Consider the following 24527-nt stretch of genomic DNA (forward strand, 5'->3'; position numbering starts at 1 on the left):
CCGTTTACGGAATGCGCCCTATGCGTTTTCTATTCCGCCGCGATCTGCGGCGTAATCATGGGCGGCGGATTGACCAGGTCCCTGGCGAGCTGTTCGTATCGCGCCTTCGCCTTCACGACGGATGCTTCCTTCACAGGCCCATAGCCGCGGATCTGGTCGGGCAGCGACAACAACTCGACTGCGATGTCGTGGGTCTTCGGCGCGAGCAATCTCACTGCCGTGACCACGTCCTGTTCGTAGCCCTTGATCAGGTTGCGTTCGAGCTTGCGGTCCTCGCTGTAGCTGAACGGATCGAACAACGTGCCACGCAGGAAGCGAAACTTCGTGAGCAGCCTGAACACCGGCACCATCCATGCACCGAAAGCGCGCTTTTTCGGGCGCCCCATTGCGTCCTTGCCGGGAAGCATCGGCGGCGCAAGATTGAAGCTCATCTTGAAATCACCCTCGAACTGCTCGCGAATGGTTTTCTCGAACCGGCCATCGGTATACAGCCGGGCGACCTCGTACTCATCCTTGTAGGCGAGCAGCTTGGCGTAGTTGATCGCCACCGCGCGCGGGAGCGCTTCGCCATACCCGCCATCGAACGCGACCTTCCGGACCTGATCGACCAGGCTGCGGTAGCGCGCGGCATAAGCCGCATTCTGATAGTCGGTCAGCAATTGCATGCGGTGAGCGATGACTTCATCGAGTGTCATCTCCTCGAGCGTCTTCGGCGCGGCGACCTCATCCTTCATCATCGCGGCAAGGCGCGCCGGGTCCGCGGCCGCAAGCCGTCCGAGCCGGAATGCCTGCGTGTTCATCTTGATCGAGACACCGTTGAGTTCGATCGCCCGCTCGATGGCTTCGGCGCCGACCGGCAGCAGGCCCTTTTGGTAGGCGAAGCCCATCATCATCATGTTGGTCGCGATCGAATCCCCGAGCAGGCTTTCGGCCGGATGGGTGAAGTCGAGAAACGCGGACTCCTTGCGCAGCGCGTTCTCCAGCACAAGGTTGACCTTGCCGCGCTGGAAGTTGAAATCGCGGTTCTGAATGAAATCCGCGATCGGAATAAGATGGGTGTTGATGACGCCGTAGGTTCGCGACGATTCGGCCAGCGTGATCGTCTCCTTGGCGACGGCGACCACCTCGTCCGCCGCGATCAGCAAATCCGCCGTGCCCGTCACAATCCGTGAACTCGTCACGTCTGCCGTGTTCTTCGACAACCGGACGTGGCTCAACACCGCGCCGCCCTTCTGCGCAAGCCCCGACATGTCGAGGATCATGCTGGCCTTGCCTTCGATATGCGCGGCCATGCCGAGCAGCGCGCCGATGGTCAACACGCCGGTGCCGCCAACACCGCCGACGGCGATGTTGTACGGCTTGTCGAGCGACGGCATCGACGGCGGCGGAGGAAGCTCACCGAGATTGCTGAGATCAACGGGCGCGCGTTTACGCAGCGTACCGCCTTCCACGGTGACGAAGGACGGACAGAAGCCCTTCACGCAGGAATAATCCTTGTTGCAGCTCGACTGGTTGATGGTTCGCTTGCGCCCCAACTCGGTTTCCAGCGGCTCCACCGAAATGCAGTTCGACTGCACCGAGCAATCGCCACAGCCTTCGCAGACGGCCGGATTGATGATGACGCGCTTCGACGGGTCTTCCATCAGCCCGCGCTTGCGGCGGCGGCGTTTTTCGGCGGCACAGGTCTGGACGAACACGATGGCCGAACAGCCGGGCGTGTCGCGCAACGTGCGCTGAACTTCATCCAACTGGTCGCGGTGCGCGACCTTGGTGCCGGGCGCGATGTCCGATGCCGGATAGGCTTCCGGCGTCTCGGACACCAGATAGATGTCGCGAATGCCTTCGCTGTGAAGCTGGAACGTGACCTGCTGCGGCGACAGCTCGCCGTCGACGTGCTGACCGCCGGTCATCGCCGTCGCGTCGTTGTAGAGAATTTTGTAGGTGATGTTGGCCTTGGAGGCGATCGCCTGCCGGATCGCGAGGCTGCCCGAATGGAAATACGTGCCGTCGCCAAGATTGACGAAGACATGCTTCTCGTTGGTGAAAGGCGCGATACCGACCCACGGCACGCCCTCGCCGCCCATATGGGTAAATGTCTCGGTGTTGCGGTCCATCCACAAGGCCATGAAGTGACAGCCGATACCGGCCATCGCACGGCTGCCTTCGGGCACCTTGGTCGATGAATTGTGCGGACAGCCCGAGCAGAAATACGGCGTGCGCGTCACCGGCGCAACGGCCTGCACCTGTGTCGCCTGCCGCCCGTTGAACCAGTCGGCCTTGGCGCGCAGCATCGCCACGATTTCGGGATTGAGATCGAGCTGCAACAATCGCTCGGTGAGCGAACTTGCCAGCGACGCCACGCTCAGCTCTTCCGCGAACGGCAGGAAGCGCTTGTCGTGATTGTCCATCTTTCCGATGATGCGCGGACGCACGTCGTCGCGCCAGTTGAACAATTCCTGCTTGACCTGGTTCTCGACGATCTCACGGCGCTCTTCGACGATGAAAATTTCCTCAAGGCCAACCGCGAACTGCCGCACGCCTTCCGGCTCCAGCGGCCACGGCATGCCGATCTTGTAGAGACGCAGGCCGATCTTCGCGGCAACCTCGGGTGTGATGCCGAGTTCGCGCAGCGCCTGCCGGATGTCTTCGTAGCTCTTGCCGGACGCCATAATGCCGTAACGCGCGTTCGGCGAATCCATCGTGACGCGGTTGATCTTGTTGGCGCGCGCAAAGGCGACCGCTGCGAAACCCTTGTAGTCCTGCAAGCGCTTGTCCTGCGCGTAGCGATCATCGGGCCAGCGCAGGTTGAGGCCGCCCGGCGGCATCTCGAAATCGGTTGGAATGATGAACGGTGTCATCTCGTCGCTGAGATCGATCTCGGCCGTGGTCTCCACCGTTTCGGTAATGACCTTCATGCCGACCCAGCAACCGGAGTAGCGCGACATGGCGATGCCGAGCAGCCCCATCTCGATCATCTCGTGAATGCTCGACGGATAGAGATACGGCATCAACGCGGAGATAAAGGCGTGGTCCGACTGATGCGGCACGGTGGACGACTTTGCGCCGTGATCGTCTCCAGCAAGGCAAAGGACGCCGCCGTGCGTCGCCGATCCCGCGGCATTGCCGTGCCGGAATACGTCGCCGCAGCGATCGACGCCGGGGCCCTTGCCGTACCAGATACCGGTAATGCCATCGTACTTGGCGCCGGGCGAAAGATTGAGCTGCTGAGACCCCCAGATCGCGGTTGCGGCGAGGTCTTCATTCACGCCCGGCTGAAATTTGACGTTGTATTCCGCCAGATGCTTGCGCGCCGCGAAGAGCTGCTGATCGTAGCCGCCGAGCGGCGACCCGCGATATCCGCTGACAAAGGCCGCCGTATTCAGGCCCGCGGCCCGGTCGCGGCGCACCTGCGCCATCGGTAGCCGGACCAGCGCCTGTATGCCGGTCAGAAAAATGTGCCCCGAAGCCTGCGTGTACTTCTGATCGAGGCTGATCGGCCCTTGGTTGATTCCCATAATTCGTTTGCCTCTTTGCCGGGCTCTTGTTGCGTGGTGACGAGTCCAATTAGAACCAGTCTATGTCGCTTTTTGTTTCCCGCACATCATAAATCGCAATCATCAGACCTTTGTTTCTAAACGAAATTTTAGACCTGCTTTTCCCACGCGCCGGACGTGTTGTGTCGCATTTACCAGCGGCTTCGAAAGGACATTGCGACCGGCATTTACGACGGCCGTGAGGCGCGCTGCGGCGCTGCATTGCGGCAGTGCTCCCGCAAGGCAGCCCCTCGCCTGGCGCAACGCTCTACCGGAACACTCACACCTTGCGAACCGTTGCCTCCTGAGCAGGCAGACCGGTCTCAACGGTTCGTCTCAATGGAGGAATTGCCATGACCCATGTGTCGGGACGCAGTTGGACATCGGACAACGAAAAGGACGGCTACGACGCGCTGTCCCCAACAAACGAGGGTTTCGGGTCCAAACATCAGGACAAGCCGGTCAAGGCGGTTATCGGCATCGCCCTTCTTGTGATTCTCGCGCTGGCATTGTCGCGGATGAATCCAGTGCCGCATGACATATCGAACAATCCCTCAATTACAACGGGACAAACGACGGGCACGGACGCGCGATGAATACCCGGACACCTGCAAGGTTCCAACACTAACCGTCATTGATCGCCTGACATGGGAACGACCATCGAGTCCGGCGATTGTCTTCCCGGATACAACGACTGGAGGACCAACGCATGGCTATCGAGCGCAATCCCAACGAACCTTTCCGCGGCAGTTCAACGGATGACGAGTTGCTCCGTCGGCGCGCCGAACAGTTCGACAACGAGATTCAGGCCGATCCCGAATTGGCGGAAGGCCCTGCAAGCGGCGGACGTATCGCGGTGTTCGCGATTGCATTGGTCGCCATCCTCGGCGTGGTGTTCTACGGACTGAATACGTCCAGTACGTCGCCTGACGCGACGCCGACGGCACAGACTACACCGGCCACGCCATCGGCAGGCGGCACGGCTCAGGCGCCACGTCCTCCGGCAGGTCAGACCACCGGATCATCCTCGATGAACCCTGCACAGCCGGCCTCTCCGCCTGCGGCAAGACCGTCTAATCCGGCGCCCTCGGCTCCACAGAACAGCGCACCGGCGGCTCCGTCGAGCAACTAACGCAGCCAGACCAGGCTGTAGATCAAAGCGGGCGTCCGAAAGGGTGCCCGCTTTTTTCCACCGCTATGATCGTCTCTTGCTGATTTCCGCAAACAGCCCGTTGATCTCGGGATGCGGCACGGCCTGCGTCAATCCGCCAAACGTCCCACTGTCAGCCATCTCGCGCGCAGCCTTCATGAATGCGCCCCACGCCACGCGCGCCAGCGCACCACCGACGCTGATGCGCCGCACGCCAATATCCGCCATTTCCGCCACCGTGAACAACGGGCCGTTCAACAGCCCGTTGATAGGCTTTGGCGACAATTCCTTTACGACCGTCTCGATCTGCTCCCGCGTCCGGATTCCTGGCGCATACAGGCAATCGGCGCCTGCTTCCGCGTAAGCAATCAGTCTGGCAACGGTGGCCTTGAGGTCGGGCTGTCCCACCAGGAATCCTTCGGATCGCCCCACGAGCAAAACATCTTCCCCCGTTGCATCGATCGCCGCGCGCGCCGCGCGAATACGCTCGACGCCAAGTTTCACATCGTACAGCGGCGCGGCTGCATCGCCGGTCGAATCCTCGATCGATAACCCGGCAATGCCCGTGGCAACGCCGCGCGTGACATTCGCAGCCACACCTGCGGGATCATGGGCGAAGCCACCCTCGAAATCAGCGTTCATCGGAAGATCAGTGGCGTCGCAAAGAGCCTTCAGATGCCCCAGCACATCATCGCATGTCACACGATTGTCTGCCCGTCCGATAGACCATGCAAACCCTGCACTGGTCGAGGCCAGCGCCTTGAACCCCATGGTCTGCAACAGTTGTGCACTGCTGGCGTCCCAGGGATTGGGCAGCACGAAGCAGCCGCTGTCATGAAGCTTGCGAAACGCGGCGCGCTTCTCGTTGACCGAAACCGACATGCTAACTCTCCCCGGCTGTTTATAGTTGATCTTGAGACCGGCGAACGATGCCGCCGCGCCGATCGGAAATCAATCGGTCCTGATCGCGTGTCAGTTCTGCACATGCCGTAAAAAGGTGCGCTCCTCGGAGAGAATGAACTTGTGCTCCTGTGCGAAGTTGAAATTCGCAATACCATCCGGGTCGGCTTTCAGGCGCGCCCGATAGGACTCGTAGTCCGCGAGGCTCGGGAACGAGATCAATCCGAAGGCGATGCTGTCGGTCCCTTCATGCGGCATCCAGTAGCCGAGCAGATCGCCGCCGCACTTCGGAATGACGGTCAGCCAACGCTGCGCGTATCGCTCGAACAAATCGCGCTTGAACGGGTCGAGCCGGTAACGAATGAACACGGTAATCGTCATGAGATGCTTCCCTTTGCCAGCCGGAAGCTACGCCGTTGCCTGCCGTTAACGCTTCGATTAAGATCGAACTATGAAGGCAGGACCGGACATGGCCATGATCGCCTCGCTCGTCGGCGATCCCGCGCGCTCGAACATGCTGACGGCGTTGATGAGCGGCCGGGCCCTCACCGCCACCGAACTCGCGCAGGAAGCCGGCATCACGGCACAGACCGCCAGTTCCCATCTCGCCAAACTTGAAGCCGGACATCTCGTGATTCCCGAAAAACAGGGCCGGCACCGCTATTTCCGCCTCTCCGGCCCCGACGTCGCCGCGGTGCTGGAAGGACTGATGGGACTTGCCGCCCGCGCCGGCCACCTGCGGGTCCGCACCGGACCGGCCGATCCCGGACTGCGGCGCGCCCGCGTCTGCTACGATCATCTCGCGGGCGATCTCGGCGTGCGGATGCTCGATTCCATGACCGAGAAAAAACTGCTGCGCGCGCTGGACGGCAGCGTCGCACTGACCGCCCGCGGCGAACGCTTCGTGGCCGATTTCGGCATCGACATCCCGGCGCTTGAAGGGTCGCGCCGTCCCCTTTGCAAGACCTGTCTCGACTGGAGTGTACGGCGCAGCCATCTCGCGGGATCGCTGGGCGCCGCCATCCTCTCGCGGCTTTACGAACTGAAATGGGCAAGGCGCGAAAAGAACAACCGGGTCGTGACCTTTTCACCGAACGGCGCCGCGCGGTTTACCGCGCTGTTCGGCACGAAGGCCGATTAAAATGCAACAATCCGGTGTTGACAGCGCCGCGCAAAAATTGGCGTAATTCCCCGCGCTTTGCGCTTTTGTATTTCCCGATTTTCAGACAGGTGTTCCATGTTTCGCAGTGGGTTGGTGGCATTTCTCGCGCTGTTTTCGATTGCTGCGCCCGCGGCCGGCTGGGCCTATGAAATCAGGCCGAAAACGCCCGAGACGGCATTCTCCGGAAAACTCCAGCCCGACATTGTCGGCCTGTCGAGCAATACCGAGGGCAGCAAGGCGTCGCCGATTTTCGAGACCTATCTGAAGGATCTTCCCGGCGTGAAGCCGGAGGCCGCGCAGCAGAAATTCGGCGGCACCAACGTGACCTACATCACGTCGATGAAGTTCGTCTCGCCCGCCAGCAGCAATCATGCAGGCGAATCGATGATGGCGGTGTTTTCCTCGCCCGCCAGCGCGAACCGCGCCTATTACATCACGCGCACTCTCGGATTCGCCTCCGACAAGCAGCCCCTGAAGACGGAAATGATCGAACGCGTGACGACGAAATACGGTCCGCCCACCGCGATCGGCGACGGACGCATGTATTATTTCTACAAGGCCGGCAAGGTGATGTCGGTGAAGCAGAAGTACACGCCCGCCTCCGCGGCGGACGCGCTCAATGCGCCGATCAATCCCAAGGCTGCCGTTGCACTCAACGACGCAAACGGACGCGGAAGCTGCGTCGCGACGCTCAAGCGCGCCCAGACCTCGGACAAGTCGCTGGACAAGCTCGCCGCCGAAGCCAAGGCAGCCAATTGCGATGCTCTGGTCAGCGTCGAGATTTCATCTGGCATCACGCCGGACCGGGTCGCGAAAACCGAATTCACGCTGATCGACTTCAAGCAGATCGTCAGCGCGGCGAAGATCGACGCAGATGCCTTCGCAGCCGAGAAGAACGAGGCGCTGAACAAGACCCCGCTCGGGAACGCACCGAAGCTCTGAACGCCCGCGGCATTGCGACTGAAAGAACATCCACGATGAAGACGCTTCTTGCAGCAGTTCTCCTGGCAATCGTGGCGCTTCCGGCCAACGCCGCGCGCGCGGCGCCGCTGGCTCCCCTGGCATTTCAAATGACAGCGGACGTTGTGACGGTGAAAGACGGATGCGGCATCGGATTTCATCGCCTGCCGAGCGGCGTGTGCCGTCCGCAACCTGACGGTCCGAGGCTGATGAAACTGTTCGCCCGCAAATGCCCGCTCGGATATCGCCGTAACGTGATGGGCAAATGCCGCCGGGAATAACGCAAGACGCATAAGCGTACATAAAAACTCCGGCTTCGATCGCATCGAAGCCGGAGTTTTTATTGTTGACCGCTGCTTACCAGCGGCGACGGCGCCAGTAACGGCGGCGATAATGCCTGCGGCGGCGCCACTGCACCTGCTCGACGCCGGCGCGTGCGAGGTCGTCCTGATCGGCAACAGCGGGCTTGGCAGCCATGTCGGGTTCCTGACGGGGAGTCAGATGATGCGGGGCCAGCATCGGAGCGGCGGTCGCGGCCGAAGCAGCGGCTGCGATAGCTCCCGCGCCGGCAGCGACGCCGAACGCGAATCTCAGAAACTCACGACGTTCCATAGTTTATTCCTCCGTGGTGGAAGCGAAGTTTGCAACGGCACGACTGTCCCGCACAGGCGATGAACGCAGTATGAACCCTGTTGGTTCCACACTCGCTGGTCACGCGCGCAAACTTTGCGAACCACTTGAGGAAAATTCTTCGCAGCGTCTCATCTTACCTCTCGCGCAGATCGTCGCGCGCGAGTCGATATCGCGCGCGCAGAATCCCGCATCTCTTCATGAAGCCGATCACGGTCGAAGCTCTTGCAACGCCGCGCATGTCACCTCGACTTGCGTGATGCTCCGCGCGTCCCGCTGCACTCCACTCCCCTGAGCTATCGCCCGATGTGTGGGTGGCCGTTGCCTCGTCCCCTCGCCATGAGCGGGACCTTGAGCACGCAATAGGAATATATTCCAGAAGAGGAAATGTCAAGCGCGCACGCCGCACAAGGCGCACCCCGCGCCGCAGAACCATGCGAATATATTTTTCCGGAACGATGAAACCTTTTGCGGTTCCGGTGTTGGTGTCAGATGGCAGACAGCATCATCGTCCAGCCTGCAACTCGTTCGCGCACCAGCCGCTGCGCACACGTCATTGAGCGGATCGGACTCTCCATGGCGGGAGCTTCATGCGGACTGTTTGTCGCCGCCCATGTGTCGAACGCGCGCGTGGAAGCGCTCGGTTCGGTCGGATTGGTGCTGTTCCTGACGCTTCTGGGAGCGGTCGGCTTCTATCTGGGGATCGATGTTCCGCCGCATCGGTCCGGCAGGGTCCACATGGCGCCGAACGGCGAGCCCGCAGTTCCCACCGATCCGGTGGAACTTCTCAGCTCCGCAGGCACATTTCTCACCGCACTGACGGCTTTGATTTCGGTGTATTTTATTGTGGCCGATGCCGACAGCGACGCAACATGGACAGTGGCGCTGGCCGTCGCCTGGCTGCTCGGTGCGTGCATGCAGATTGTTGCAGGTTTCACAGCGCGCGCCCGCCGCACCGGCTAGCGCGTCACGCCAACTCACGTCGCATCTTCAGGATGTCTTTTCGTGCCCGGCTTGCGCGGAATCCGTTTTCGGGATCGACCGGCCCAACGCTTCGCGCTGCAATTTCAACGCCTCACTCCGCGTCTTGGCACAGAGCGCCTTGTCATGAGGCGTCGGCTGCGTCGGCCCGACCAGCGCGACCCGCGACACCATTTGCCGTGGCACGTGGCTGCCGTCGGCGGGCGGCTGAATGATCATTGGCGGCGGCTTTGATGTCGGCATGCAAAACAACCGCGCAGCCTGCCTATATGTTCCCCGGAACAAAATGCCGCGGAGCGCCGGACGAAAACGCCGATGCACGAACCCGGAAGCTCAGTGCGGCCCTTCGCGCTCGTAGATGAACTTCGGCATTTCCCATTTGTAACGAATTGCCAGGAGACGGAACGTCAGGCCGAACGCCACCGAGCCGATGACCACCGCGACATGTTCGACGCCGAACTGCGTGCCCGCGACATAGATCGCGCCCGTCATCAAGGAAACGCTGGCGTAAAGCTCGCTGCGGAACAGCAGCGGTACTTCGGTGCAGAGAATATCGCGCAGCACGCCGCCGGCGCATCCAGTGATCATGCCCGCCACCACCACAATGGTCAGCGGCTGGCCCATTTGCCTGGCCACACTGCAACCGATGATGGTGAAGACCACGAGGCCGATCGCGTCGAGGACGAGAAAAAGATAATGAAAGCGATGCACAACCCGCGCGAGCGCGATGGTGAGCAGCGCCGATCCGCCGGTGAGAAATAGCAGCGAGGGATGTTTCACCCAGAGCAGCGGATAATGCCCGAGCAGCACGTCGCGCAGCGAGCCGCCACCGAGCGCGGTCACGCATCCGAGCATCGCGACGCCGAACCAGTCCATCTTGCGCCGCCCGGCCGCGAGCGCCGCCGTCATGGCCTCGGCGACCATGGCGAACAACCCGAAAATAAAGAGCACCGATTCGGCGGGTTCCATGGCGAAGGCCTAGCACAGTTCCACTGCCCTCGCAGCGCTAGGCGCGCGTCCAACGCCCGTCCGCGCGAACATCCGATGCGGACGCGACTACCGCCACACGCACGGCACAGCATCCGCTTCATATGAGGGCGCGGACCACCCTGTCCCGTTTCATTTCCTCGCGAGAAGAAATGGAGCGCCGGGAGGCGCCAGGGTGCTTGCGAGGCACCCTTCGACGAACCTTTGCGAGAGGTTCGTCCGCGAACCGCCACGAAACGGATTGCGAGTCCGTCTCGCGAGGCGCGCGCGTCCTGCATCGATGGGGTTGCGAAGCCCACCGCGCTGACGCTGCGCCTCCCGGCGCTCCACCAGCCACGCCCCGATGTTATGGGGCGGACTGCGGCTTCCATTCCCTCCGCGTCATGAGCGCGGAGGAAGCGAAAGCGATATAGGATTATATTCCGGATGAGGGAAAGTCAAGGGTTTGCCGCTGAAAGATGGCGCGTCATCCTGAGGCGCGAACCGCCTTTGCGGCGAGCCTCGAAGGATGCGCGGCCGGGCCATAACCATTATGAGAGATAGCGTGTGGTTTTAGTGTTCGTCATGGCCGGGCTTGACCCGGCCATCCACGGCCTTCTTTTCGAATTGCGAGTAAGGCGTGGATCACCGGGTCAAGCCCGGTGATGACGACTGAGTGTGGAGCAATACTTTGCCTTAGACGCCGTATTCCTCGGCCTGCACCAGAATCTCGCGCGAGCGTTTCACCTCGGGCCAGTCGCGGTCGAAATCCTTCACCAGCCGCCTCATCTCCTCGCCGCCGGCGGCGGCATCGAGCGACGCGCGGTCGGGAAATTCATACATCGCCAGATGCACGGCGGGATCATTGGCAAGCCAGTAGCGCCACGCGCGCTTTGACCCGAACGACTTCACAGCATCCGGCAGATGCTCGCGCGAATACCACGCGTCGAACGCGGCGCGCTTGGATTCATCTAGGACAGTGGCGCGGATGCAGAGGATGTGGGGCATGAGACTTGAATATCCTGAAGACATCGGACTGTTACCCGGATGGAATGCGGCGCCATCCGGGCAACGCTTGTTATCGTTCGATCCGTACAGGCGCTCTCAAAATAAGCATCCGATTAATGTTTGGATTTTCCCTTGAAACTGAACCAGCGGGCGGATTAACGAGTGTCATCACACCATTCTTGTTAATGACATTCGGATTGGGCACATTGTAAACAGGAATGGCAGCAGGATCACCTGCCGGCGGCGCAATGGCAACCGAGAGACGGTTCGTGCCAACGCGCGTGACGCCACCTCCAACATCGGCATCAATGTTCGTAATTGTATAGCCAAATCTCGTATCAGCGTTGATCGCGATTTCAAACTCGGACGTGTAACTCAATCCGCGGTGGGATTTCTTCTCATTCGACAAAGCAAGCAGCGTCGAATCAATCCACGCGGCCAACCCCATTCCGGTCTCAGACGGATTTGAGCTTGTCATACATTCGGGGGCAGCCGTCCTATCCAACTCCTTCAGGTTTGTCGTGAACTCGAGATGGCCAATCCTCGTGTCCTTTCGCGCAGCTCCCAGCGTCGGCGTTAATTTGATTGCAGCGACAGCCGGTATAACCCAAGCAACTTTGCCGTCCGCACCGATGGTTCTCACCACCGTCAGGTCGAGTGTCGACTTCACATCCCAAGTCGACAAATCCCAAGCCGCATTCTTCTTTTCGCGCAGGACCGCAGCGAGTTCGCACTCTATCCCTGCCTTGATATTCTGTAGTTCAATCGCCTCCTCGCGGACAGACGTCTGCAAGCCGGCACAACTAGAAACAAGTACGCAGGACGTTATCAGCAACAACTTGTGAGACAAAAATCCCATAACTCCCCCCTACTAAAATGAGCTTTCCTTGAAAGCCCGAAGGGGAACTCAATTCAGATGCGCGGTAAATACACCCGGTTACGTTCGAAAGAATGTTCCACCGGTGTTGCGAAATGGCTACATTCACGATCATCTGCCGTGCTTCGCCATCGGCACATTAACGTGCTTGTCCTTAATATCGCCAGCGCGCCGGTGGCATCACTTACAGCCGCTAAGCCTTTGTTACAGCGTCATAAGCGTCCATGACTCGCGCGGAATAAACCAACGCTGCTCCGGCATTTAGCGCGATGGCGACGCCGAGCGCTTCGGCGACTTCTTCGCGCGTTGCGCCGTGCTTGACGGCGGCGTCGGTGTGCACGGTGATGCAGCCATCGCACTGCCGGGTCACGGCGACAGCCAGCGCGATCAGTTCGCGGGTCTTGGCATCAAGGTGCCCCGTCTTCGCACCCGCCCCGCTGATCTCTGCGTATCCCCGCGTAATGCTGGGACTGAGCTTTCCGATTTCACCGATCTTGCCCAGAAGCTGCTGCCTGTATGCGTTCCAGTCGAACATCATCGCTGCCTCCTCGGTTATCGGGATTTACGAGCCCGCCACCTTCAACGTGTCGGGGTCATTCGCGAACGCCTCTTCATGATGTCCAACGTGCGCGTGGCTGACAGCCCCGGCACGCTGGAAATTTCGGTCATCCGTCGCGCGACCTCACAACGGAATATTGTCGTGCTTCTTCATCGGCACGTCGACATGCTTGTCCTTCAGCATCGCCAGCGCGCGGGCGATGCGCTTGCGGGTCGAGTGCGGCATGATCACGTCGTCGATATAGCCGCGCTCGGCGGCGACGAACGGTGACAGGAAGCGGTCTTCGTATTCCTTGGTGCGCGCGGCGATCTTCTCCGCGTCGCCGATGTCCTGCCGGAAGATGATCTCCACCGCGCCCTTCGCGCCCATCACCGCGATCTGCGCCGTCGGCCAGGCATAGTTCATGTCCGCGCCGATTTCCTTCGAGGCCATCACGTCGAACGCGCCGCCGTAAGCCTTGCGCGTGATCACCGTGACCAGCGGCACCGTGCACTGGCTGTAGGCGAACAGCAGCTTCGCGCCGTGCTTGATCAGCCCGCCGTATTCCTGCGCGGTGCCCGGCAGGAAGCCCGGCACGTCCACGAACGTCACGATCGGAATGTTGAATGCGTCACAAAAACGCACGAAGCGCGCGGCCTTGCGTGAGGCGTCACTGTCGAGCACGCCCGCCAGCACCATCGGCTGATTGGCGACAAAGCCCACCGTCTTGCCCGCGATGCGGCCGAAGCCGGTGACGACGTTCTTCGCGAACGTATCGGCGAGCTCGAAGAAATCCCCCTCGTCCACAACTTTAAGGATCAGTTCCTTGATGTCGTAAGGCTGGTTCGGATTGGCCGGGATCAGCGTGTCCAGCGAGTCGTCCACGCGCTCGATGTCGTCGAAGCTCGGCCATTCCGGAACGCCGACGGTGTTGTTGCTGGGCAGGAAATCGATCAGCCGGCGCATCTGCAGCAGCGTCTCGACATCGTTGTCGAACGCGCCGTCGGCTATGGACGAGCGCGTGGCGTGAACGCTGGCGCCGCCGAGTTCTTCCGCCGTCACCACTTCGTTGGTGACGGTCTTCACCACGTCCGGGCCGGTGACGAACATGTAGCTGGTGTTCTTCACCATGAAGATGAAGTCGGTCATCGCCGGCGAATAGACGTCGCCGCCCGCGCACGGACCCATGATGACGCTGATCTGCGGAATGACGCCCGAGGCCTGCACGTTGCGGCGGAACACGTAGGAGTAACCCGCCAGCGCCGCGACGCCTTCCTGAATGCGCGCGCCGCCCGCATCGTAAAGCCCGATGATCGGGGCCCGCGCCTTCAGCGCCATGTCCTGCAACTTGGTGATCTTCAGCGCGTGGGTTTCCGACAGCGAGCCGCCGAACACGGTGAAGTCCTTGGCGAACACGAAGATGGTGCGGCCGTTGACCGTGCCCCAGCCGGTGACGACGCCGTCGCCGGGAATCTTGTTCTTCTCCATGCCGAACTCGACCGAGCGATGCTCGACGAACATGTCGAACTCCTCGAACGAGCCCTTGTCGAGCAGCAGTTCGATGCGCTCGCGGGCGGTGAGCTTACCGCGTGCGTGCTGCGCCTCGATGCGCTTGTCGCCGCCGCCTTTTTTCGCGCCCGCGCGCCGGTCATCGAGTGCTTCGAGAATATGCTTCATGGATGTCGCCCCAGCTTGGCGGCGGGCGCCGCCCTCTCACGAATGTGGCCAGCTTTCTAGCACGCTGTTCGAGCGGGAGAAAATGGCCGGCAGGCGCGAATTGGCGGGTCCGGACAGCCCGCGCCGCATGGTAAAAGGCGCTCTTTACAGGGGATTCGCGGCCATGACCGACAGGACGACCATACCGGCCACGACAGGCGCCGCCACCGGCGGGGTCCGCACCCTGCTGCGGCTGGAGGGCGCCGCGCTCGGCCTCGCCGCCATCGTGTTCTACGGCGTTTTTGAAGGCTCCTGGTGGATGTTCGCGATCCTGCTGCTGGCGCCGGATCTGAGCTTTCTCGGTTATCTCGCCGGTCCCCGCGCCGGGGCCGCGGCCTACAACACGGTTCATTCCAGCATCCTGCCGACGCTGCTGTGCATCGCCGGGATGGTGATGCCCTCGCCGCTCGCGATGCACCTGTCGCTGATCTGGCTGGCGCATATCGGCATCGACCGCGCGCTCGGCTACGGCCTGAAATACGACGCGGGATTTTCGTTCACGCATCTCGGGCGGATCGGGAAGGATGCGGCGCGCACTTGAAGATGCGCTCCCTCTCCCCGCTAGCGGGGAGAGGTAAAGGACTCGCCTTATGTTTTCGGCGGACGGCTCGCGACGAAGTAGCTCGACTTCGACACCACCTTGCCGTCGCGCAGCGTGATGACATCGACAAGCTCCATGGTCACCGGCGTGCCGTCGGGCTTTGTCGCTGTCAGGATCGATTCCGAGACGAAATGATCGTCGCTGCCGTAGAGCGCGACGCCTTCGAAATGCAGTCCAGGCAGGCCGGAGAAATCCTTGCCGAACTGCTCGGCGACGGCCTCCTTGCCCTTGTACACTTTCGGGCTGCCGTGACGCTGGTAGCTGGTGTCGTCGACGTGCATCGCCATGATCGCCGGAACATCGTGCGCGTTCCACGCCGCATTGTAGCGGGTGGCGATGTCCTTCCAGGATGCGGACGGCGCAATCTTTGCTGCGGCTGACGACGACATGGCTGGCTCTCCCTGATTTTATGTTCTTGGGGTGAGCGTAACGCATCTCGCCTCCACGCGAAACGGGACAAAACGTCAGATCGCGCCGATGTCCGCGAGACATTTCTGCGCAATGGTGGTGCGGCTGGCGGAATGTTTCGGCTCGCGAATGTCGAGGTTGAGCGCGAACACGGTCTGCGCGCTGCCCTTCTCGGCCCAACCGACCAACCAGCCCAGCGAACTCTTGATGCCGTCGATGGCGGTCCGGTCATCGACGCCGATCAGTCCGGTTTTGGCGCGGATGAGGCTGTCGCCAAATGTCGTGACGGGAAGAATGTCGCGCGTCAGATCCTGCGCGCGCTTCGAGGCGGGCAACACGCCGCGCCGCAGCTTGTCGACGAACGCGATCTGCTCCATCGGGCTAATACGCAGATCGCCCGTCAGCCAGAAGCGAGCGATGCCGCCGCCGATGTTGCGGTTGCCGTAATCGAACGCATCGACATATTTCTGCATCCGCTCCGCGCCGACCCGCCGCGCGATCTGCTGATACACGGGCACGGCAGAGGCCGCGATGGCCGAGCGCAGGGTGTGATCCTTGTTCCAGTCGGGAATGCTGCGCGTCACGCCGTCCCACTTGAACATATCCTTGTCGGGATCGGAGACCACGCCGGTGTCCAGCGCGATGATGGAATTCGCAATCTTGAAGGTGGATGCCGGCAGGACGGCTGCGCGCGATCGCGTGTCGTCGCTGACGATGATCGCGTTGTCGCCTGCCTTGTAAGCCGCAAACGTCCCGACGGTGCCTTCGTCCGCAAAATGCTTGAGCAAACCGGGGCGGCTCTCGCGCCGGGGCGCGGTATCGGCCAGCGCCCGCGCCGGGACACAGGCACCGGCAAGCAAGGCAAGGACGTTGCGGCGATCAATCATCGTAAGGTCTCCAGACACCGCCCGCCAATGTCCCGTGCTTCGTGTTGAAAGCATGACAGCAGCCGGGCTACTGTCGGGAAAATCAGGGAGCGAGCGTTAATGACGAAAAGCGATACCGGCGAGATTGTGCGGCAGTACATTGCGGCATGGAACGAGACCGATGCCGCCGCGCGCGACGCGCTGCTGGCCTCATGCTGGGCCGAGAACGGCGTCTATGTCGATCCGAACGTCGAAATCACCGGACGCGCTGGCCTCTCCCGCCGCATCGCCGAGGTTCAGGCCGGACGGCCCGGCGCCTATCTCGAATTCATGAGCGGCGTCGACGCCCATCACAATGTGCTGCGTTTTCTCTGGCGGCTCGTGCGCGGCGACGGCAGCCGTGGCGACACGTCGATCGATATCGGCGAAATCGGCCCCGATGGCCGCCTGACGAAGATGATTGGATTTTTCGGACCCGCGCCCGCCGTTTAGCGCAGCCGCCCCGTCAGCCGCATGACGAAAATGAGGACTTCCGCGACGCCCTTGTAAAGCTCGGCGGGAATTTCCTCGCCAAGCTCGACATTGGACAGCGCCCCCGCCAGCACTTCGTTTTCCTGAATCGGAATATCGTTCTCTTTGGCGATCTCGACGATCTTGTCGCCGAGCGTGCCCCGGCCCTTGGCGACGACGCGGGGCGCACCCTTCTTGTCGTAATGCAGCGCGACCGCGAGCGTGTTCTTGACATCGATGCTCATAGCGCGCGATCCAGAAAATGTCCGGCCGGCGGCGCGGCCTTCGGCGGCGCGCCCTCGCCGATCACGATGTCCCCCGGCTCGAGGGCGGCCTCGCGCAGCGCGTGCGAAAGCTGCGGCGCGTTGATCCGCAGTTGCGCCGCCGTCGCGGGCCGTTCCGCCCACATCCGCACCGACGTCCGCCCGCCGCTCAGCGAGACCAGCGCATGGACCGGCCCGCTCGGTTCGACATCGAGGGAGAAACGCGCACGCCAGACGCGCTGTGCGGCCTCAAGCTCTCCCGCCTTGCCATCACGCGAAATCTCGAACTGCGCCACGGCCGTGCCCTGCGGGGTCACAAACGGAATCTCGAAATTCCAGCGCGGGATCGCCGGATCGGCCCGGACGCCCGGCGCATCGAGCGGCAATGAGGCCACTTGCAGCAGCGTCTGCCGCGCGAGTGCTGCGTCGGTATCCTCGATCAGGCGATGAGCCATCATGACCGGCGCATCGTCCGGCGCGAGCGACGGCAAGGCGATGGGCTGCGCGCTGGTCGCCGATCCGCGAAACGGCGGCGGCGGAACGTTGGTCTGCGCGAATGCGGCGTCGCCGTCCGCTGTCGCACGCGGCATCGCGCGCCCCTCGGCATCGAGCAGGTTCGCGACGGCATCGCGAACGCCCTTCGGAAAACCTTGCAGGATCTCCTGCATCTCCGTCAGCCCGGCGCTCGCCAATGCGGCGCGGTTCGCCGCCGTCGGCAACGGCTCGTTCGGCGCGAAGATGCGGACCTTGGCATCAGGCCCAGCAGCATCATCGGCAATGACGATCGGCGCCTGCGGAAGAAGGATTTCGGCGTCACCCTCCGGGGACAGCGGTGGCGCGGCAGATGGCGGCACAGTCGACGGCTGCGGCGTCGCCGCAATTGCAGGCGCATTGCCGAGCCACGACGCAACGGTCTGGCGAAACACGATCAGCGCCGCCTTCATGTCCGGCGTGGCTGCCGACGGCGGCGATGCGCTTGCAAGAGTCTGTTCGAGAAACAATCCCGATTTCTGAAACGCCGTCTTGAGGGCATCGCCGGTCAGGTTGTCGCCCAGCGGTGTGCGCTGCGCCAGCAGTTGCGCCGCCGCCTGTTGAAGGGTCTGGGGCAATGCGGAGGATTGCGCCGCGACGCTCAGGTTCGCGAACAGCGGCGACAGGCTGCCCTGCCGCGCGGCAGCGGTCTGCACCGCGGCGGACACCGCCAGCGCTTCGAGATTGGTCAGCACACGCCCCGCCGCTGCGGCCTGCACCGGCACATCGGATTTCGGAACGCTGACGGTATCGACCTTCGCTGCTCCAGCGGATGCGGCAGGCAGGGACTGGGCGTCGCTCTCGCCCGGCACGATCTGAAGCCGCACGCCCTGCGGCGTCTGCGACACCGCGAGTTGCAGCGTCTGCCCGACCTGCAACGGGACTTCCGACAACACTTCGATGGTGAGGTTCGCAATCGCGATCCGGACCAGATTGGCGTCGAGCTGCTTGAGCACGGTCGCGTCGATCACGGTGCCCGGCTGCAACGCCACGCCCGCCGCAAGCCCCTGGGCCGCGACGACGGGAAAGACGGGATTGATGGCAATCGACATGCGGACGGTTTCCGTGAATCTGGAGCATGATGTTGTCCGAAAACCGCTTCACACTTTTCGGCATCATGCTCGCCGGAAGCTAGCCCAGCGTCGTAAACGTCTTGTTAACCGAACCTGTCAGGACAGCACCTTCAGCACCCTCGCCGCGGCCTCGAAATCCCTGAGCCGGGCGGCGCGAAGAGCCTCAACCTCGTCGTCGGCGCCCCATTTCTCGCGATTCCAGTCCTCGTCCACATGCGCCGCGGCCCAGACCTGCGCCGCGTCCAGCACGCCGTGCTTCAACGCCAGCGCCAGCAGTGCGGAGCCTGTGATCGAGGTCACGACATGAAACGCGCCGACCGGCCAGGCATCGGCCGGCAATGCGGCGCGTGTTGCCGCCACAGCCGTCTCCGGCTGCTGCACATGCATGACGCCTTCGGTGAGAATGAAATGCGCGCCGAGATGATCGGCCGCCCAGCGCAGCACGGGGTCCCAATGCTCCGCCTGCCGCGCGATCAGACCTTCGGGGAAGCCCGCGCGATAGAACAGCAGATCGGTCTCGAAATACCTCGCGGCATCGTCCGCGACGGCCTGAACATCACGCGCGACCCCGTCGATCACGCTGTTGGCCAGCCGCGTCAGCGGCATCGCCATCGGATCGATATTGTCTGTCTGCGCCTCCCATTCGGAGGCCATCACCTCGGCAAGCTCGCGCGTCGGCACCGCGAGCAGATTCTTCCCCGGCGTGCGAACCGGCTTGCCGTCGAGCGTTACCGCAAAACCTTCCGGTCCTTCGGTCACGCCCGCAGTCGTGTAGAAACGCTTGCGCAGCGGCGTGCGGGAGGAATTGCGCACAGCCTCGCGCGGATCGAGCGGCGACTTGCCTGCAACTTCATCGAACAGTTCGCGCATACGCTCGCCAGCCTTCTAATTTTTTAGGCATGACCTTTTCCGAAAACCGGTACCCACTTTTCGGGGTCATGCCCTATTGGTTCGCACACGAGCGCGAATAGGCCGCCCGCTGGTTCGGATTCATGCCCCACGCAGCGCCGTCGTCAAGACAGCGCGCCACGCGGTCGCTGAACGACGGGCGGCGGTCGCGCTTGAGCACCTGTTTCGGCGGCGTGTCCTGCGTCACGACTCCCGGCCTCGTGTTCTGAAGCGCAAACGGCGGCGGCGAATTCATCTGCGGCACCGTCGGCACAGTGATCGCCGGCGGCGGAGGCGCGGCCGGCGCAGTCGGATACGGAATAACGGGCTGGTTGTTGATGCCGCCCGGCGGATAGAGCTGCGCGTTCGCGCCGCCGGAAACGGCAACCACGGACAACGCAACCAGAATTGCAACGGCGAATTTGTTCATCACAACCATATCGTCATCCCGCAGCGTGGCGGCAAGAGGATCACCCGTGAGTGATCATTCCTCCGGCGCGTTCTCGATCGGATCGAAACGGTCGGCCTCGAGGCCGAGCAGGTTCCACGATTGCAGCATGTGCGGCGGCAACGGCGCGGTGGCGTCGATGAATCCGCCGCGCGGATGCGGAATCACAATGCGCCGCGCCAGCAGGTGCAACCGCTTCTGCATCCCGCCGGGCAGTTCCCAGTTTTCCTTGTTGAAGTATTTCGGATCGCCCACGATCGCGTGATCGATATGCGCCATGTGCGCGCGCAACTGATGCGTGCGCCCCGTCACCGGTTTCAGCGACACCCAGCACAGCTTCTGCGCCGAGGCTTCCACCACCGCATAATAGGTCACGGCATGGGCCGCGCCCTCGTCGCCATGGGCTGCGACGCGCATGATGGAATCGTCCTCGCTCTCGTCTTTCGCGAGATAAGTCGAGATGCGGCCCTGCTTCGGCTTCGGCACGCCGGCGACCAGCGCCCAGTAGATCTTGCGCGCCGAGCGATGACGGAACGAGCCGGTCAGCGCGGTCGCTGCGAAGCGCGTCTTGGCGATCAAGAGACAGCCGGAGGTCTCGCGGTCGAGACGATGCACAAGGCGGGGCTTCTGGCCCTTGGCGTCGCGCATCACTTCCAGCATCTGGTCGACGTTCTTGGTGATGCCCGAACCGCCCTGCACCGCCAGACCCGCGGGCTTGTTCAGCACCATCACGTCGGCGTCCTCGAACAGGATCATCTTGCGAAGTTCTTCGAGCGTCTTGTTTGCCGCCTCGGACAGTTCGCCGCCGACCTTCGGCGTATCGAGTTGTAGCGGCGGGATGCGGATGCTCTGGCCTTCCTCGATCCGGTCCTTGCTGTCGGCGCGCTTGCCGTTGATCCGCAGCTCGCCTTTGCGGACGATGCGCTGGATGTGGGAAAACGACAGGCCGGGAAAACGATGCTCGAGGAAGCGATCCACGCGCATGTTGTTCTCGTCGGCGGTAACGACAACGGTCTGTACCTTCGTCGGCAACGGCGGCGGCGCGGGCTTCTCTTCCCTCACCGGCTCAGGACGTTGCTCACGCATGGGCTTTGCCGAGCGCGAAAACTCCGCGGCCGGACGGCGCGGCGGAAACTTGCCGGCGGTCGACCGGACCGGCCCGCGTTCGCCGTCGCGCTTGTCGAACTTCTCCGACCCACGCTTGTCTGACGCGCGTTTGGGACCTGTGCGCTTTCCCGCGTCACGAACAGACTTTTTGGCCAATGGTTTTCTGACGCGGCGGCTCATGATGATTTTTCTTTTCTCAGCTTGGCCCAGTAATCGAGCCGCTTGCGAATCTCACGTTCAAACCCACGGTCCGGCGGATCGTAGAACGTCTGGCGGCCAAGCGCCTCGGGAAAGTAGTCCTGCCCGGAAAAAGCCTCCGGGGTGTCGTGGTCGTATTCGTAACCGCCGCCATAGCCTTCGGACTTCATCAGCTTGGTGGGCGAATTGAGGATGTGCTTCGGCGGCAGCAGCGAGCCGCCTTCCTTCGCCGTGCGCATCGCGGCCTTGTAGGCCATGTAACCCGCGTTGGATTTCGGCGCGGTGGCGAGATAGATCACCGCCTGCGCGATGGCGAGTTCGCCTTCGGGGCTGCCGAGAAAATCATAAGCATCCTTGGCGGCGTTGCAGATCACCAGCGCCTGCGGATCGGCAAGGCCGATGTCTTCCACCGCCATCCGCACCACCCGCCGCGCCAGAAACAACGGGTCTTCGCCGGCGTCGAGCATCCGCGCCAAATAGTAAAGTGATGCATCCGGATCGGAACCGCGCACGGACTTATGCAGCGCCGAGATCAGGTTGTAATGCCCGTCGGCGGACTTGTCGTAGATCGGCGCGCGGCGCTGGAGAATGTCCTGCAATTGCGCTGCGTTGAACACTTCATCGGCGCGCGCGGCACGCCAGACTTCCTCCGCCAGCGTCAGCGCGGCGCGGCCGTCGCCATCGGCCATCCGCACCAGCACGGCGCGGGCTTCCGCATCGAGCGGCAGCTTCTTGCCCTCGACCTGTTCGGCGTTGGCGTAGAGTTTCTCGACCGCCGCGGTATCCAGCGAATGAAACACCAGCACCCGCGCGCGTGACAGAAGCGCCGCGTTCAACTCGAACGACGGGTTCTCCGTGGTCGCGCCGACCAGCACCACGGTGCCGTCTTCCATCACCGGCAGGAATGAATCCTGCTGGGCGCGGTTGAAGCGGTGCACCTCGTCCACGAACAGCAGCGTGCCCTTGCCCATTTCGCGGCGGGCGCGCGCGGCGTCGAACACCCGCTTGAGATCGGCGACGCCGGAGAACACTGCGGAGATCTGCTCGAACTCAAGTTCGGTCGCATCCGCCAGCAGCCGCGCCACCGTGGTCTTGCCGGTGCCGGGCGGTCCCCAGAACACCAGCGAGCCGAGCGAGCGCGTTTCCAGCATCCGGGTCAGCGCGCCATCCGGCCCCAGGATGTGATCCTGTCCGACCACCTCGGCAAGCGAACGCGGCCGCAGCTTGTCCGGCAGCGGACGCGGTGCGTCCTGCTCCAGGCCGGCGGCGGCGAAGAGGTTCGCTGACGACTGTGGTCGCTTCGGGCTCACCCCCCCAGAACCACGTTGAGCTGCTGGCCGCCGCGGAGGACCGTGATGCGCCAGAGCCGCGCGCCTTCGCGCGTAACCTTTTCAAGATCCGACGTGCGGGCAATATTCTGGCCGTTCACGGCCAGAATAATGTCACCTTTCTTGAATCCGACATTCGCTGCCAGCGCGTCGTCGGTGAATTCGGTCACGGCCACGCCTTCGGTGCTCGTATCGAGTTTCAATTCATCGGCAAGGGCCGGAGAGATATTCGCGACCTTCGCGCCCTGGAACGGCGAGCGCGCCTTGATGACGATTTCATCGCGCCCGGTGTCCGGCGCGGTTTCGAGCGGAACTGTGAGCTTGACCGACTTGCCAGCACGCATCACCTCCACCTGCGCTGAACCGCCGAGCGGGCGCGTGGCGAAGCGATAACCGAACGCGTTGGGGTCATCGATCGCCTGGCCGTCGACGGCCACGATCAGGTCGGACACCTTGAGGCCGGCGCGCGCAGCCGGACCTCCAGACAGCACGTTCGTCACCAGAGCGCCTGTGGGACGCTTGATTCCCAGCGTATCCGCGATCTCCGGCGTCACGCCCTGCAACTGCGCGCCGAGCCACGGACGCTTCACCGCGGTGCCGCCGCTCTTTGCCGAGGCCACGACGACGCGCACCATGTTGGCGGGAATCGCAAAGCCGATGCCCTGCGACCCACCGGAACGCGAGAAGATCGCCGTGTTCACGCCGACCAGCCTGCCGGTCATGTCCACCAGCGCGCCGCCGGAGTTGCCGGGATTGATGGCGGCGTCGGTCTGGATGAAGAACTGGTAGTCACTGACGCCGACCTGGGTGCGCGCCAGCGCCGAGATGATGCCGTGAGTCACCGTCTGGCCGACGCCGAACGGATTGCCGATGGCGATCACGACATCGCCGACCAGCGCGTCGTCCGAGTTCGAGAATTCGAGCGTCGGGAATTTCTCCTTGGCGTCCTTGATCCGCAGGATGGCGAGATCGGTCCGGCTGTCCTTCAGCACGATCTCGGCCTCGAACTCGCGCTTGTCGGACAGCGAGATCTTCACCTGGTCCGCGCCTTCGATGACGTGATTGTTGGTCACGACCAGACCCGACGGATCGACCATCACCCCGGAGCCCAGCGAGCGCTGCATCTGCTCCGGCTGTCCGCCCGGCACGCCGAAGAAGCGGCGGAACATCGGATCGTCGAGCATTGGATTACGCGGGATCGCCTTGGCGGCGTAGACGTTCACCACCGCCGGCTGTACGCGCTGCACGATGGGCGCATACGACATGCGCAGCTGGTTCGGCGAGACCGGAACGATGCGATCCTGCGCCAGCGCCGGTGCGGTGAAAGCCGAGGAGATAACAAGCGCAATGAGCGCGCGAACGACGATCATGAAATTGGTCCTGAATCTGATGCCTAAGTTAAAGTCGCGCCCAAATACGGCGAATGAAGTCACACGGGTTGCGGCTGCCTCGACGCACGAGGCGCTGTCTCGGGCGGCTGCCTGCTTTTCTGTCCTGTCGTCACGGCTTTGTCTCCAGAGGACGCGTCAAGCCGGGCCCGATTGTCATCGCCCCACGACTTGAGCGCATCGATCACCGGCCGCAGCCGCTGGCCCGTCTCGGACAGTTCATAGTCCACCCGTGGCGGAACCTCGGCATACACCTTGCGGATGATGAGGTCATCCTCCTCCAGCGCACGAAGCTGCTTTGTCAGCATCCGCTGCGTGATCCGGGGCAACCGCTTGCGCAGTTCGCCGAAGCGCAACCGCCCCTCCTGCAGGTGGTAGAGGATGACGCCCTTCCACTTGCCGTCGATCAGATCGAGCGTCACTTCCACGGAGCAGCCCGGGGCGCAGCCGAAATCTCGTCGTTTCATGAGATAAATCCATTGGTATCCGAACGGTGA

Annotated in this window: 28 protein-coding genes; 8 read left to right on the forward strand and 20 right to left on the reverse strand. The window is 62.7% G+C overall.

The annotated features are described in order from the left end of the window. Nucleotides 1-29 precede the first annotated feature (29 nt). Complete coding sequence (locus tag AC07UB_RS21795; RefSeq protein WP_494654843.1) at nucleotides 30-3515, reverse strand: indolepyruvate ferredoxin oxidoreductase family protein; 3486 nt, start codon at nucleotides 3513-3515, stop codon at nucleotides 30-32. 371 nt (nucleotides 3516-3886) lie between these two features. Here AC07UB_RS21795 and AC07UB_RS21800 point away from each other — a divergent pair, with 371 nt between their 5' ends. Both AC07UB_RS21800 and AC07UB_RS21805 read left to right on the forward strand, forming a co-directional pair. After that, on the forward strand, nucleotides 3887-4129 hold the full coding sequence (locus AC07UB_RS21800) for a hypothetical protein (RefSeq protein WP_494654845.1): 243 nt from the start codon (nucleotides 3887-3889) through the stop codon (nucleotides 4127-4129). A gap of 113 nt (nucleotides 4130-4242) precedes the next feature. Next, nucleotides 4243-4665 (forward strand): hypothetical protein, encoded by a 423-nt coding sequence (locus tag AC07UB_RS21805; RefSeq protein ID WP_494654847.1) that lies wholly within the window; start codon nucleotides 4243-4245, stop codon nucleotides 4663-4665. A gap of 63 nt (nucleotides 4666-4728) precedes the next feature. Here AC07UB_RS21805 and AC07UB_RS21810 read toward each other — a convergent pair whose 3' ends face one another. Then, a complete protein-coding gene (locus AC07UB_RS21810; protein ID WP_494654848.1) occupies nucleotides 4729-5565 on the reverse strand; it encodes an isocitrate lyase/PEP mutase family protein in 837 nt (278 codons plus the stop codon). Between the two features lie 90 nt (nucleotides 5566-5655). Then, a complete protein-coding gene (locus tag AC07UB_RS21815; protein ID WP_492789942.1) occupies nucleotides 5656-5964 on the reverse strand; it encodes an NIPSNAP family protein in 309 nt (102 codons plus the stop codon). Nucleotides 5965-6034: 70 nt separating this feature from the next. Between AC07UB_RS21815 and AC07UB_RS21820 the strand changes: the two genes are divergently transcribed. The 3 genes from AC07UB_RS21820 (at nucleotide 6035) to AC07UB_RS21830 (ending at nucleotide 7986) form a co-directional block, all read left to right on the forward strand. Beyond that, on the forward strand, nucleotides 6035-6724 hold the full coding sequence (locus AC07UB_RS21820) for an ArsR/SmtB family transcription factor (protein ID WP_492789943.1): 690 nt from the start codon (nucleotides 6035-6037) through the stop codon (nucleotides 6722-6724). Between the two features lie 96 nt (nucleotides 6725-6820). Then, nucleotides 6821-7687 (forward strand): hypothetical protein, encoded by an 867-nt coding sequence (locus tag AC07UB_RS21825; protein WP_494654850.1) that lies wholly within the window; start codon nucleotides 6821-6823, stop codon nucleotides 7685-7687. Between the two features lie 35 nt (nucleotides 7688-7722). Continuing rightward, nucleotides 7723-7986: a GCG_CRPN prefix-to-repeats domain-containing protein gene (locus AC07UB_RS21830; protein ID WP_494654852.1), complete on the forward strand. Its 264-nt coding sequence runs from the start codon at nucleotides 7723-7725 to the stop codon at nucleotides 7984-7986. A 76-nt stretch (nucleotides 7987-8062) separates the two neighbouring features. On the opposite strand, the gene AC07UB_RS21835 is transcribed toward AC07UB_RS21830, so the two are convergent. Beyond that, entirely contained in the window at nucleotides 8063-8317 is a 255-nt protein-coding gene (locus tag AC07UB_RS21835; protein ID WP_494654853.1) for a twin-arginine translocation (Tat), read from the reverse strand. A 510-nt stretch (nucleotides 8318-8827) separates the two neighbouring features. Between AC07UB_RS21835 and AC07UB_RS21840 the strand changes: the two genes are divergently transcribed. Continuing rightward, a complete protein-coding gene (locus AC07UB_RS21840; protein WP_494654854.1) occupies nucleotides 8828-9298 on the forward strand; it encodes a hypothetical protein in 471 nt (156 codons plus the stop codon). A gap of 27 nt (nucleotides 9299-9325) precedes the next feature. Here AC07UB_RS21840 and AC07UB_RS21845 read toward each other — a convergent pair whose 3' ends face one another. The 6 genes from AC07UB_RS21845 to AC07UB_RS21870 form a co-directional block, all read right to left on the reverse strand. After that, entirely contained in the window at nucleotides 9326-9559 is a 234-nt protein-coding gene (locus AC07UB_RS21845) for a hypothetical protein (RefSeq protein WP_494654855.1), read from the reverse strand. Nucleotides 9560-9649: 90 nt separating this feature from the next. Continuing rightward, nucleotides 9650-10285: a trimeric intracellular cation channel family protein gene (locus AC07UB_RS21850; protein ID WP_494654857.1), complete on the reverse strand. Its 636-nt coding sequence runs from the start codon at nucleotides 10283-10285 to the stop codon at nucleotides 9650-9652. A gap of 693 nt (nucleotides 10286-10978) precedes the next feature. Then, nucleotides 10979-11290 carry a hypothetical protein gene (locus tag AC07UB_RS21855; RefSeq protein WP_494654858.1) on the reverse strand — a complete coding sequence of 104 codons (312 nt, stop codon included), beginning with the start codon at nucleotides 11288-11290 and terminating at the stop codon, nucleotides 10979-10981. A gap of 70 nt (nucleotides 11291-11360) precedes the next feature. Then, nucleotides 11361-12149 carry a hypothetical protein gene (locus AC07UB_RS21860; protein ID WP_494654860.1) on the reverse strand — a complete coding sequence of 263 codons (789 nt, stop codon included), beginning with the start codon at nucleotides 12147-12149 and terminating at the stop codon, nucleotides 11361-11363. Nucleotides 12150-12360: 211 nt separating this feature from the next. Then, the gene (locus tag AC07UB_RS21865) at nucleotides 12361-12702 is read right to left on the reverse strand and encodes a carboxymuconolactone decarboxylase family protein (RefSeq protein ID WP_494655067.1); all 342 of its coding nucleotides are present in this window, start codon (nucleotides 12700-12702) and stop codon (nucleotides 12361-12363) included. A 147-nt stretch (nucleotides 12703-12849) separates the two neighbouring features. After that, nucleotides 12850-14382 (reverse strand): acyl-CoA carboxylase subunit beta, encoded by a 1533-nt coding sequence (locus AC07UB_RS21870; protein ID WP_494654862.1) that lies wholly within the window; start codon nucleotides 14380-14382, stop codon nucleotides 12850-12852. A gap of 163 nt (nucleotides 14383-14545) precedes the next feature. Here AC07UB_RS21870 and AC07UB_RS21875 point away from each other — a divergent pair, with 163 nt between their 5' ends. After that, nucleotides 14546-14962, forward strand: coding sequence for a DUF4260 domain-containing protein (locus AC07UB_RS21875; protein WP_494654864.1), 417 nt, complete (start codon nucleotides 14546-14548; stop codon nucleotides 14960-14962). Nucleotides 14963-15009: 47 nt separating this feature from the next. Here AC07UB_RS21875 and AC07UB_RS21880 read toward each other — a convergent pair whose 3' ends face one another. Both AC07UB_RS21880 and AC07UB_RS21885 read right to left on the reverse strand, forming a co-directional pair. Continuing rightward, nucleotides 15010-15411, reverse strand: coding sequence for a nuclear transport factor 2 family protein (locus AC07UB_RS21880; protein WP_494654866.1), 402 nt, complete (start codon nucleotides 15409-15411; stop codon nucleotides 15010-15012). A 75-nt stretch (nucleotides 15412-15486) separates the two neighbouring features. Further along, entirely contained in the window at nucleotides 15487-16317 is an 831-nt protein-coding gene (locus tag AC07UB_RS21885; protein WP_494654868.1) for a penicillin-binding transpeptidase domain-containing protein, read from the reverse strand. A 99-nt stretch (nucleotides 16318-16416) separates the two neighbouring features. Between AC07UB_RS21885 and AC07UB_RS21890 the strand changes: the two genes are divergently transcribed. Beyond that, nucleotides 16417-16788 (forward strand): nuclear transport factor 2 family protein, encoded by a 372-nt coding sequence (locus AC07UB_RS21890; RefSeq protein WP_494654870.1) that lies wholly within the window; start codon nucleotides 16417-16419, stop codon nucleotides 16786-16788. On the opposite strand, the gene AC07UB_RS21895 is transcribed toward AC07UB_RS21890, so the two are convergent. From AC07UB_RS21895 to AC07UB_RS21930, 8 genes are all read right to left on the reverse strand, one after another. Then, a complete protein-coding gene (locus AC07UB_RS21895) occupies nucleotides 16785-17051 on the reverse strand; it encodes an EscU/YscU/HrcU family type III secretion system export apparatus switch protein (RefSeq protein WP_492789956.1) in 267 nt (88 codons plus the stop codon). The genes AC07UB_RS21890 and AC07UB_RS21895 overlap by 4 nt on opposite strands. Then, entirely contained in the window at nucleotides 17048-18652 is a 1605-nt protein-coding gene (gene fliK, locus AC07UB_RS21900; RefSeq protein WP_494654872.1) for a flagellar hook-length control protein FliK, read from the reverse strand. Before fliK ends, AC07UB_RS21895 begins: the two co-directional genes overlap by 4 nt. 117 nt (nucleotides 18653-18769) lie before the next feature. Next, a complete protein-coding gene (locus AC07UB_RS21905; protein WP_494654874.1) occupies nucleotides 18770-19543 on the reverse strand; it encodes an ATP12 family chaperone protein in 774 nt (257 codons plus the stop codon). 73 nt (nucleotides 19544-19616) lie between these two features. Continuing rightward, nucleotides 19617-20000, reverse strand: coding sequence for a hypothetical protein (locus AC07UB_RS21910; protein ID WP_494654876.1), 384 nt, complete (start codon nucleotides 19998-20000; stop codon nucleotides 19617-19619). Nucleotides 20001-20045: 45 nt separating this feature from the next. Continuing rightward, the gene (locus AC07UB_RS21915) at nucleotides 20046-21296 is read right to left on the reverse strand and encodes an RluA family pseudouridine synthase (protein ID WP_494654878.1); all 1251 of its coding nucleotides are present in this window, start codon (nucleotides 21294-21296) and stop codon (nucleotides 20046-20048) included. Then, on the reverse strand, nucleotides 21293-22624 hold the full coding sequence (locus AC07UB_RS21920; RefSeq protein WP_494654880.1) for a replication-associated recombination protein A: 1332 nt from the start codon (nucleotides 22622-22624) through the stop codon (nucleotides 21293-21295). The genes AC07UB_RS21915 and AC07UB_RS21920 overlap by 4 nt, the downstream gene beginning before the upstream one ends. Beyond that, a complete protein-coding gene (locus AC07UB_RS21925; protein ID WP_494654881.1) occupies nucleotides 22621-24012 on the reverse strand; it encodes a DegQ family serine endoprotease in 1392 nt (463 codons plus the stop codon). The genes AC07UB_RS21920 and AC07UB_RS21925 overlap by 4 nt, the downstream gene beginning before the upstream one ends. A 59-nt stretch (nucleotides 24013-24071) precedes the next feature. Further along, nucleotides 24072-24497: a winged helix-turn-helix transcriptional regulator gene (locus tag AC07UB_RS21930; RefSeq protein WP_494654883.1), complete on the reverse strand. Its 426-nt coding sequence runs from the start codon at nucleotides 24495-24497 to the stop codon at nucleotides 24072-24074. Between the last annotated feature and the right edge of the window lie 30 nt (nucleotides 24498-24527).

Source organism: Afipia sp. GW821-FHT04G03, from assembly GCF_059419985.1.

Excerpts from the sequence above, each read along its gene's own strand:
- AC07UB_RS21875 (WP_494654864.1), top strand. The coding sequence starts at position 14,546 with ATGACCGACAGGACGACCATACCGGCCACGACAGGCGCCGCCACCGGC.
- AC07UB_RS21815 (WP_492789942.1), bottom strand. The coding sequence starts at position 5,964 with ATGACGATTACCGTGTTCATTCGTTACCGGCTCGACCCGTTCAAGCGC.
- AC07UB_RS21805 (WP_494654847.1), top strand. The coding sequence starts at position 4,243 with ATGGCTATCGAGCGCAATCCCAACGAACCTTTCCGCGGCAGTTCAACG.
- AC07UB_RS21890 (WP_494654870.1), top strand. The coding sequence starts at position 16,417 with ATGACGAAAAGCGATACCGGCGAGATTGTGCGGCAGTACATTGCGGCA.
- AC07UB_RS21930 (WP_494654883.1), bottom strand. The coding sequence starts at position 24,497 with ATGAAACGACGAGATTTCGGCTGCGCCCCGGGCTGCTCCGTGGAAGTG.
- AC07UB_RS21880 (WP_494654866.1), bottom strand. The coding sequence starts at position 15,411 with ATGTCGTCGTCAGCCGCAGCAAAGATTGCGCCGTCCGCATCCTGGAAG.
- AC07UB_RS21925 (WP_494654881.1), bottom strand. The coding sequence starts at position 24,012 with ATGATCGTCGTTCGCGCGCTCATTGCGCTTGTTATCTCCTCGGCTTTC.
- AC07UB_RS21840 (WP_494654854.1), top strand. The coding sequence starts at position 8,828 with ATGGCAGACAGCATCATCGTCCAGCCTGCAACTCGTTCGCGCACCAGC.
- AC07UB_RS21845 (WP_494654855.1), bottom strand. The coding sequence starts at position 9,559 with ATGCCGACATCAAAGCCGCCGCCAATGATCATTCAGCCGCCCGCCGAC.
- AC07UB_RS21915 (WP_494654878.1), bottom strand. The coding sequence starts at position 21,296 with ATGAGCCGCCGCGTCAGAAAACCATTGGCCAAAAAGTCTGTTCGTGAC.
- AC07UB_RS21870 (WP_494654862.1), bottom strand. The coding sequence starts at position 14,382 with ATGAAGCATATTCTCGAAGCACTCGATGACCGGCGCGCGGGCGCGAAA.
- AC07UB_RS21850 (WP_494654857.1), bottom strand. The coding sequence starts at position 10,285 with ATGGAACCCGCCGAATCGGTGCTCTTTATTTTCGGGTTGTTCGCCATG.
- AC07UB_RS21830 (WP_494654852.1), top strand. The coding sequence starts at position 7,723 with ATGAAGACGCTTCTTGCAGCAGTTCTCCTGGCAATCGTGGCGCTTCCG.
- AC07UB_RS21860 (WP_494654860.1), bottom strand. The coding sequence starts at position 12,149 with ATGGGATTTTTGTCTCACAAGTTGTTGCTGATAACGTCCTGCGTACTT.
- fliK (WP_494654872.1), bottom strand. The coding sequence starts at position 18,652 with ATGTCGATTGCCATCAATCCCGTCTTTCCCGTCGTCGCGGCCCAGGGG.
- AC07UB_RS21855 (WP_494654858.1), bottom strand. The coding sequence starts at position 11,290 with ATGCCCCACATCCTCTGCATCCGCGCCACTGTCCTAGATGAATCCAAG.
- AC07UB_RS21865 (WP_494655067.1), bottom strand. The coding sequence starts at position 12,702 with ATGTTCGACTGGAACGCATACAGGCAGCAGCTTCTGGGCAAGATCGGT.
- AC07UB_RS21810 (WP_494654848.1), bottom strand. The coding sequence starts at position 5,565 with ATGTCGGTTTCGGTCAACGAGAAGCGCGCCGCGTTTCGCAAGCTTCAT.
- AC07UB_RS21795 (WP_494654843.1), bottom strand. The coding sequence starts at position 3,515 with ATGGGAATCAACCAAGGGCCGATCAGCCTCGATCAGAAGTACACGCAG.
- AC07UB_RS21905 (WP_494654874.1), bottom strand. The coding sequence starts at position 19,543 with ATGCGCGAACTGTTCGATGAAGTTGCAGGCAAGTCGCCGCTCGATCCG.
- AC07UB_RS21885 (WP_494654868.1), bottom strand. The coding sequence starts at position 16,317 with ATGATTGATCGCCGCAACGTCCTTGCCTTGCTTGCCGGTGCCTGTGTC.
- AC07UB_RS21800 (WP_494654845.1), top strand. The coding sequence starts at position 3,887 with ATGACCCATGTGTCGGGACGCAGTTGGACATCGGACAACGAAAAGGAC.
- AC07UB_RS21825 (WP_494654850.1), top strand. The coding sequence starts at position 6,821 with ATGTTTCGCAGTGGGTTGGTGGCATTTCTCGCGCTGTTTTCGATTGCT.
- AC07UB_RS21910 (WP_494654876.1), bottom strand. The coding sequence starts at position 20,000 with ATGGTTGTGATGAACAAATTCGCCGTTGCAATTCTGGTTGCGTTGTCC.
- AC07UB_RS21835 (WP_494654853.1), bottom strand. The coding sequence starts at position 8,317 with ATGGAACGTCGTGAGTTTCTGAGATTCGCGTTCGGCGTCGCTGCCGGC.
- AC07UB_RS21895 (WP_492789956.1), bottom strand. The coding sequence starts at position 17,051 with ATGAGCATCGATGTCAAGAACACGCTCGCGGTCGCGCTGCATTACGAC.
- AC07UB_RS21820 (WP_492789943.1), top strand. The coding sequence starts at position 6,035 with ATGAAGGCAGGACCGGACATGGCCATGATCGCCTCGCTCGTCGGCGAT.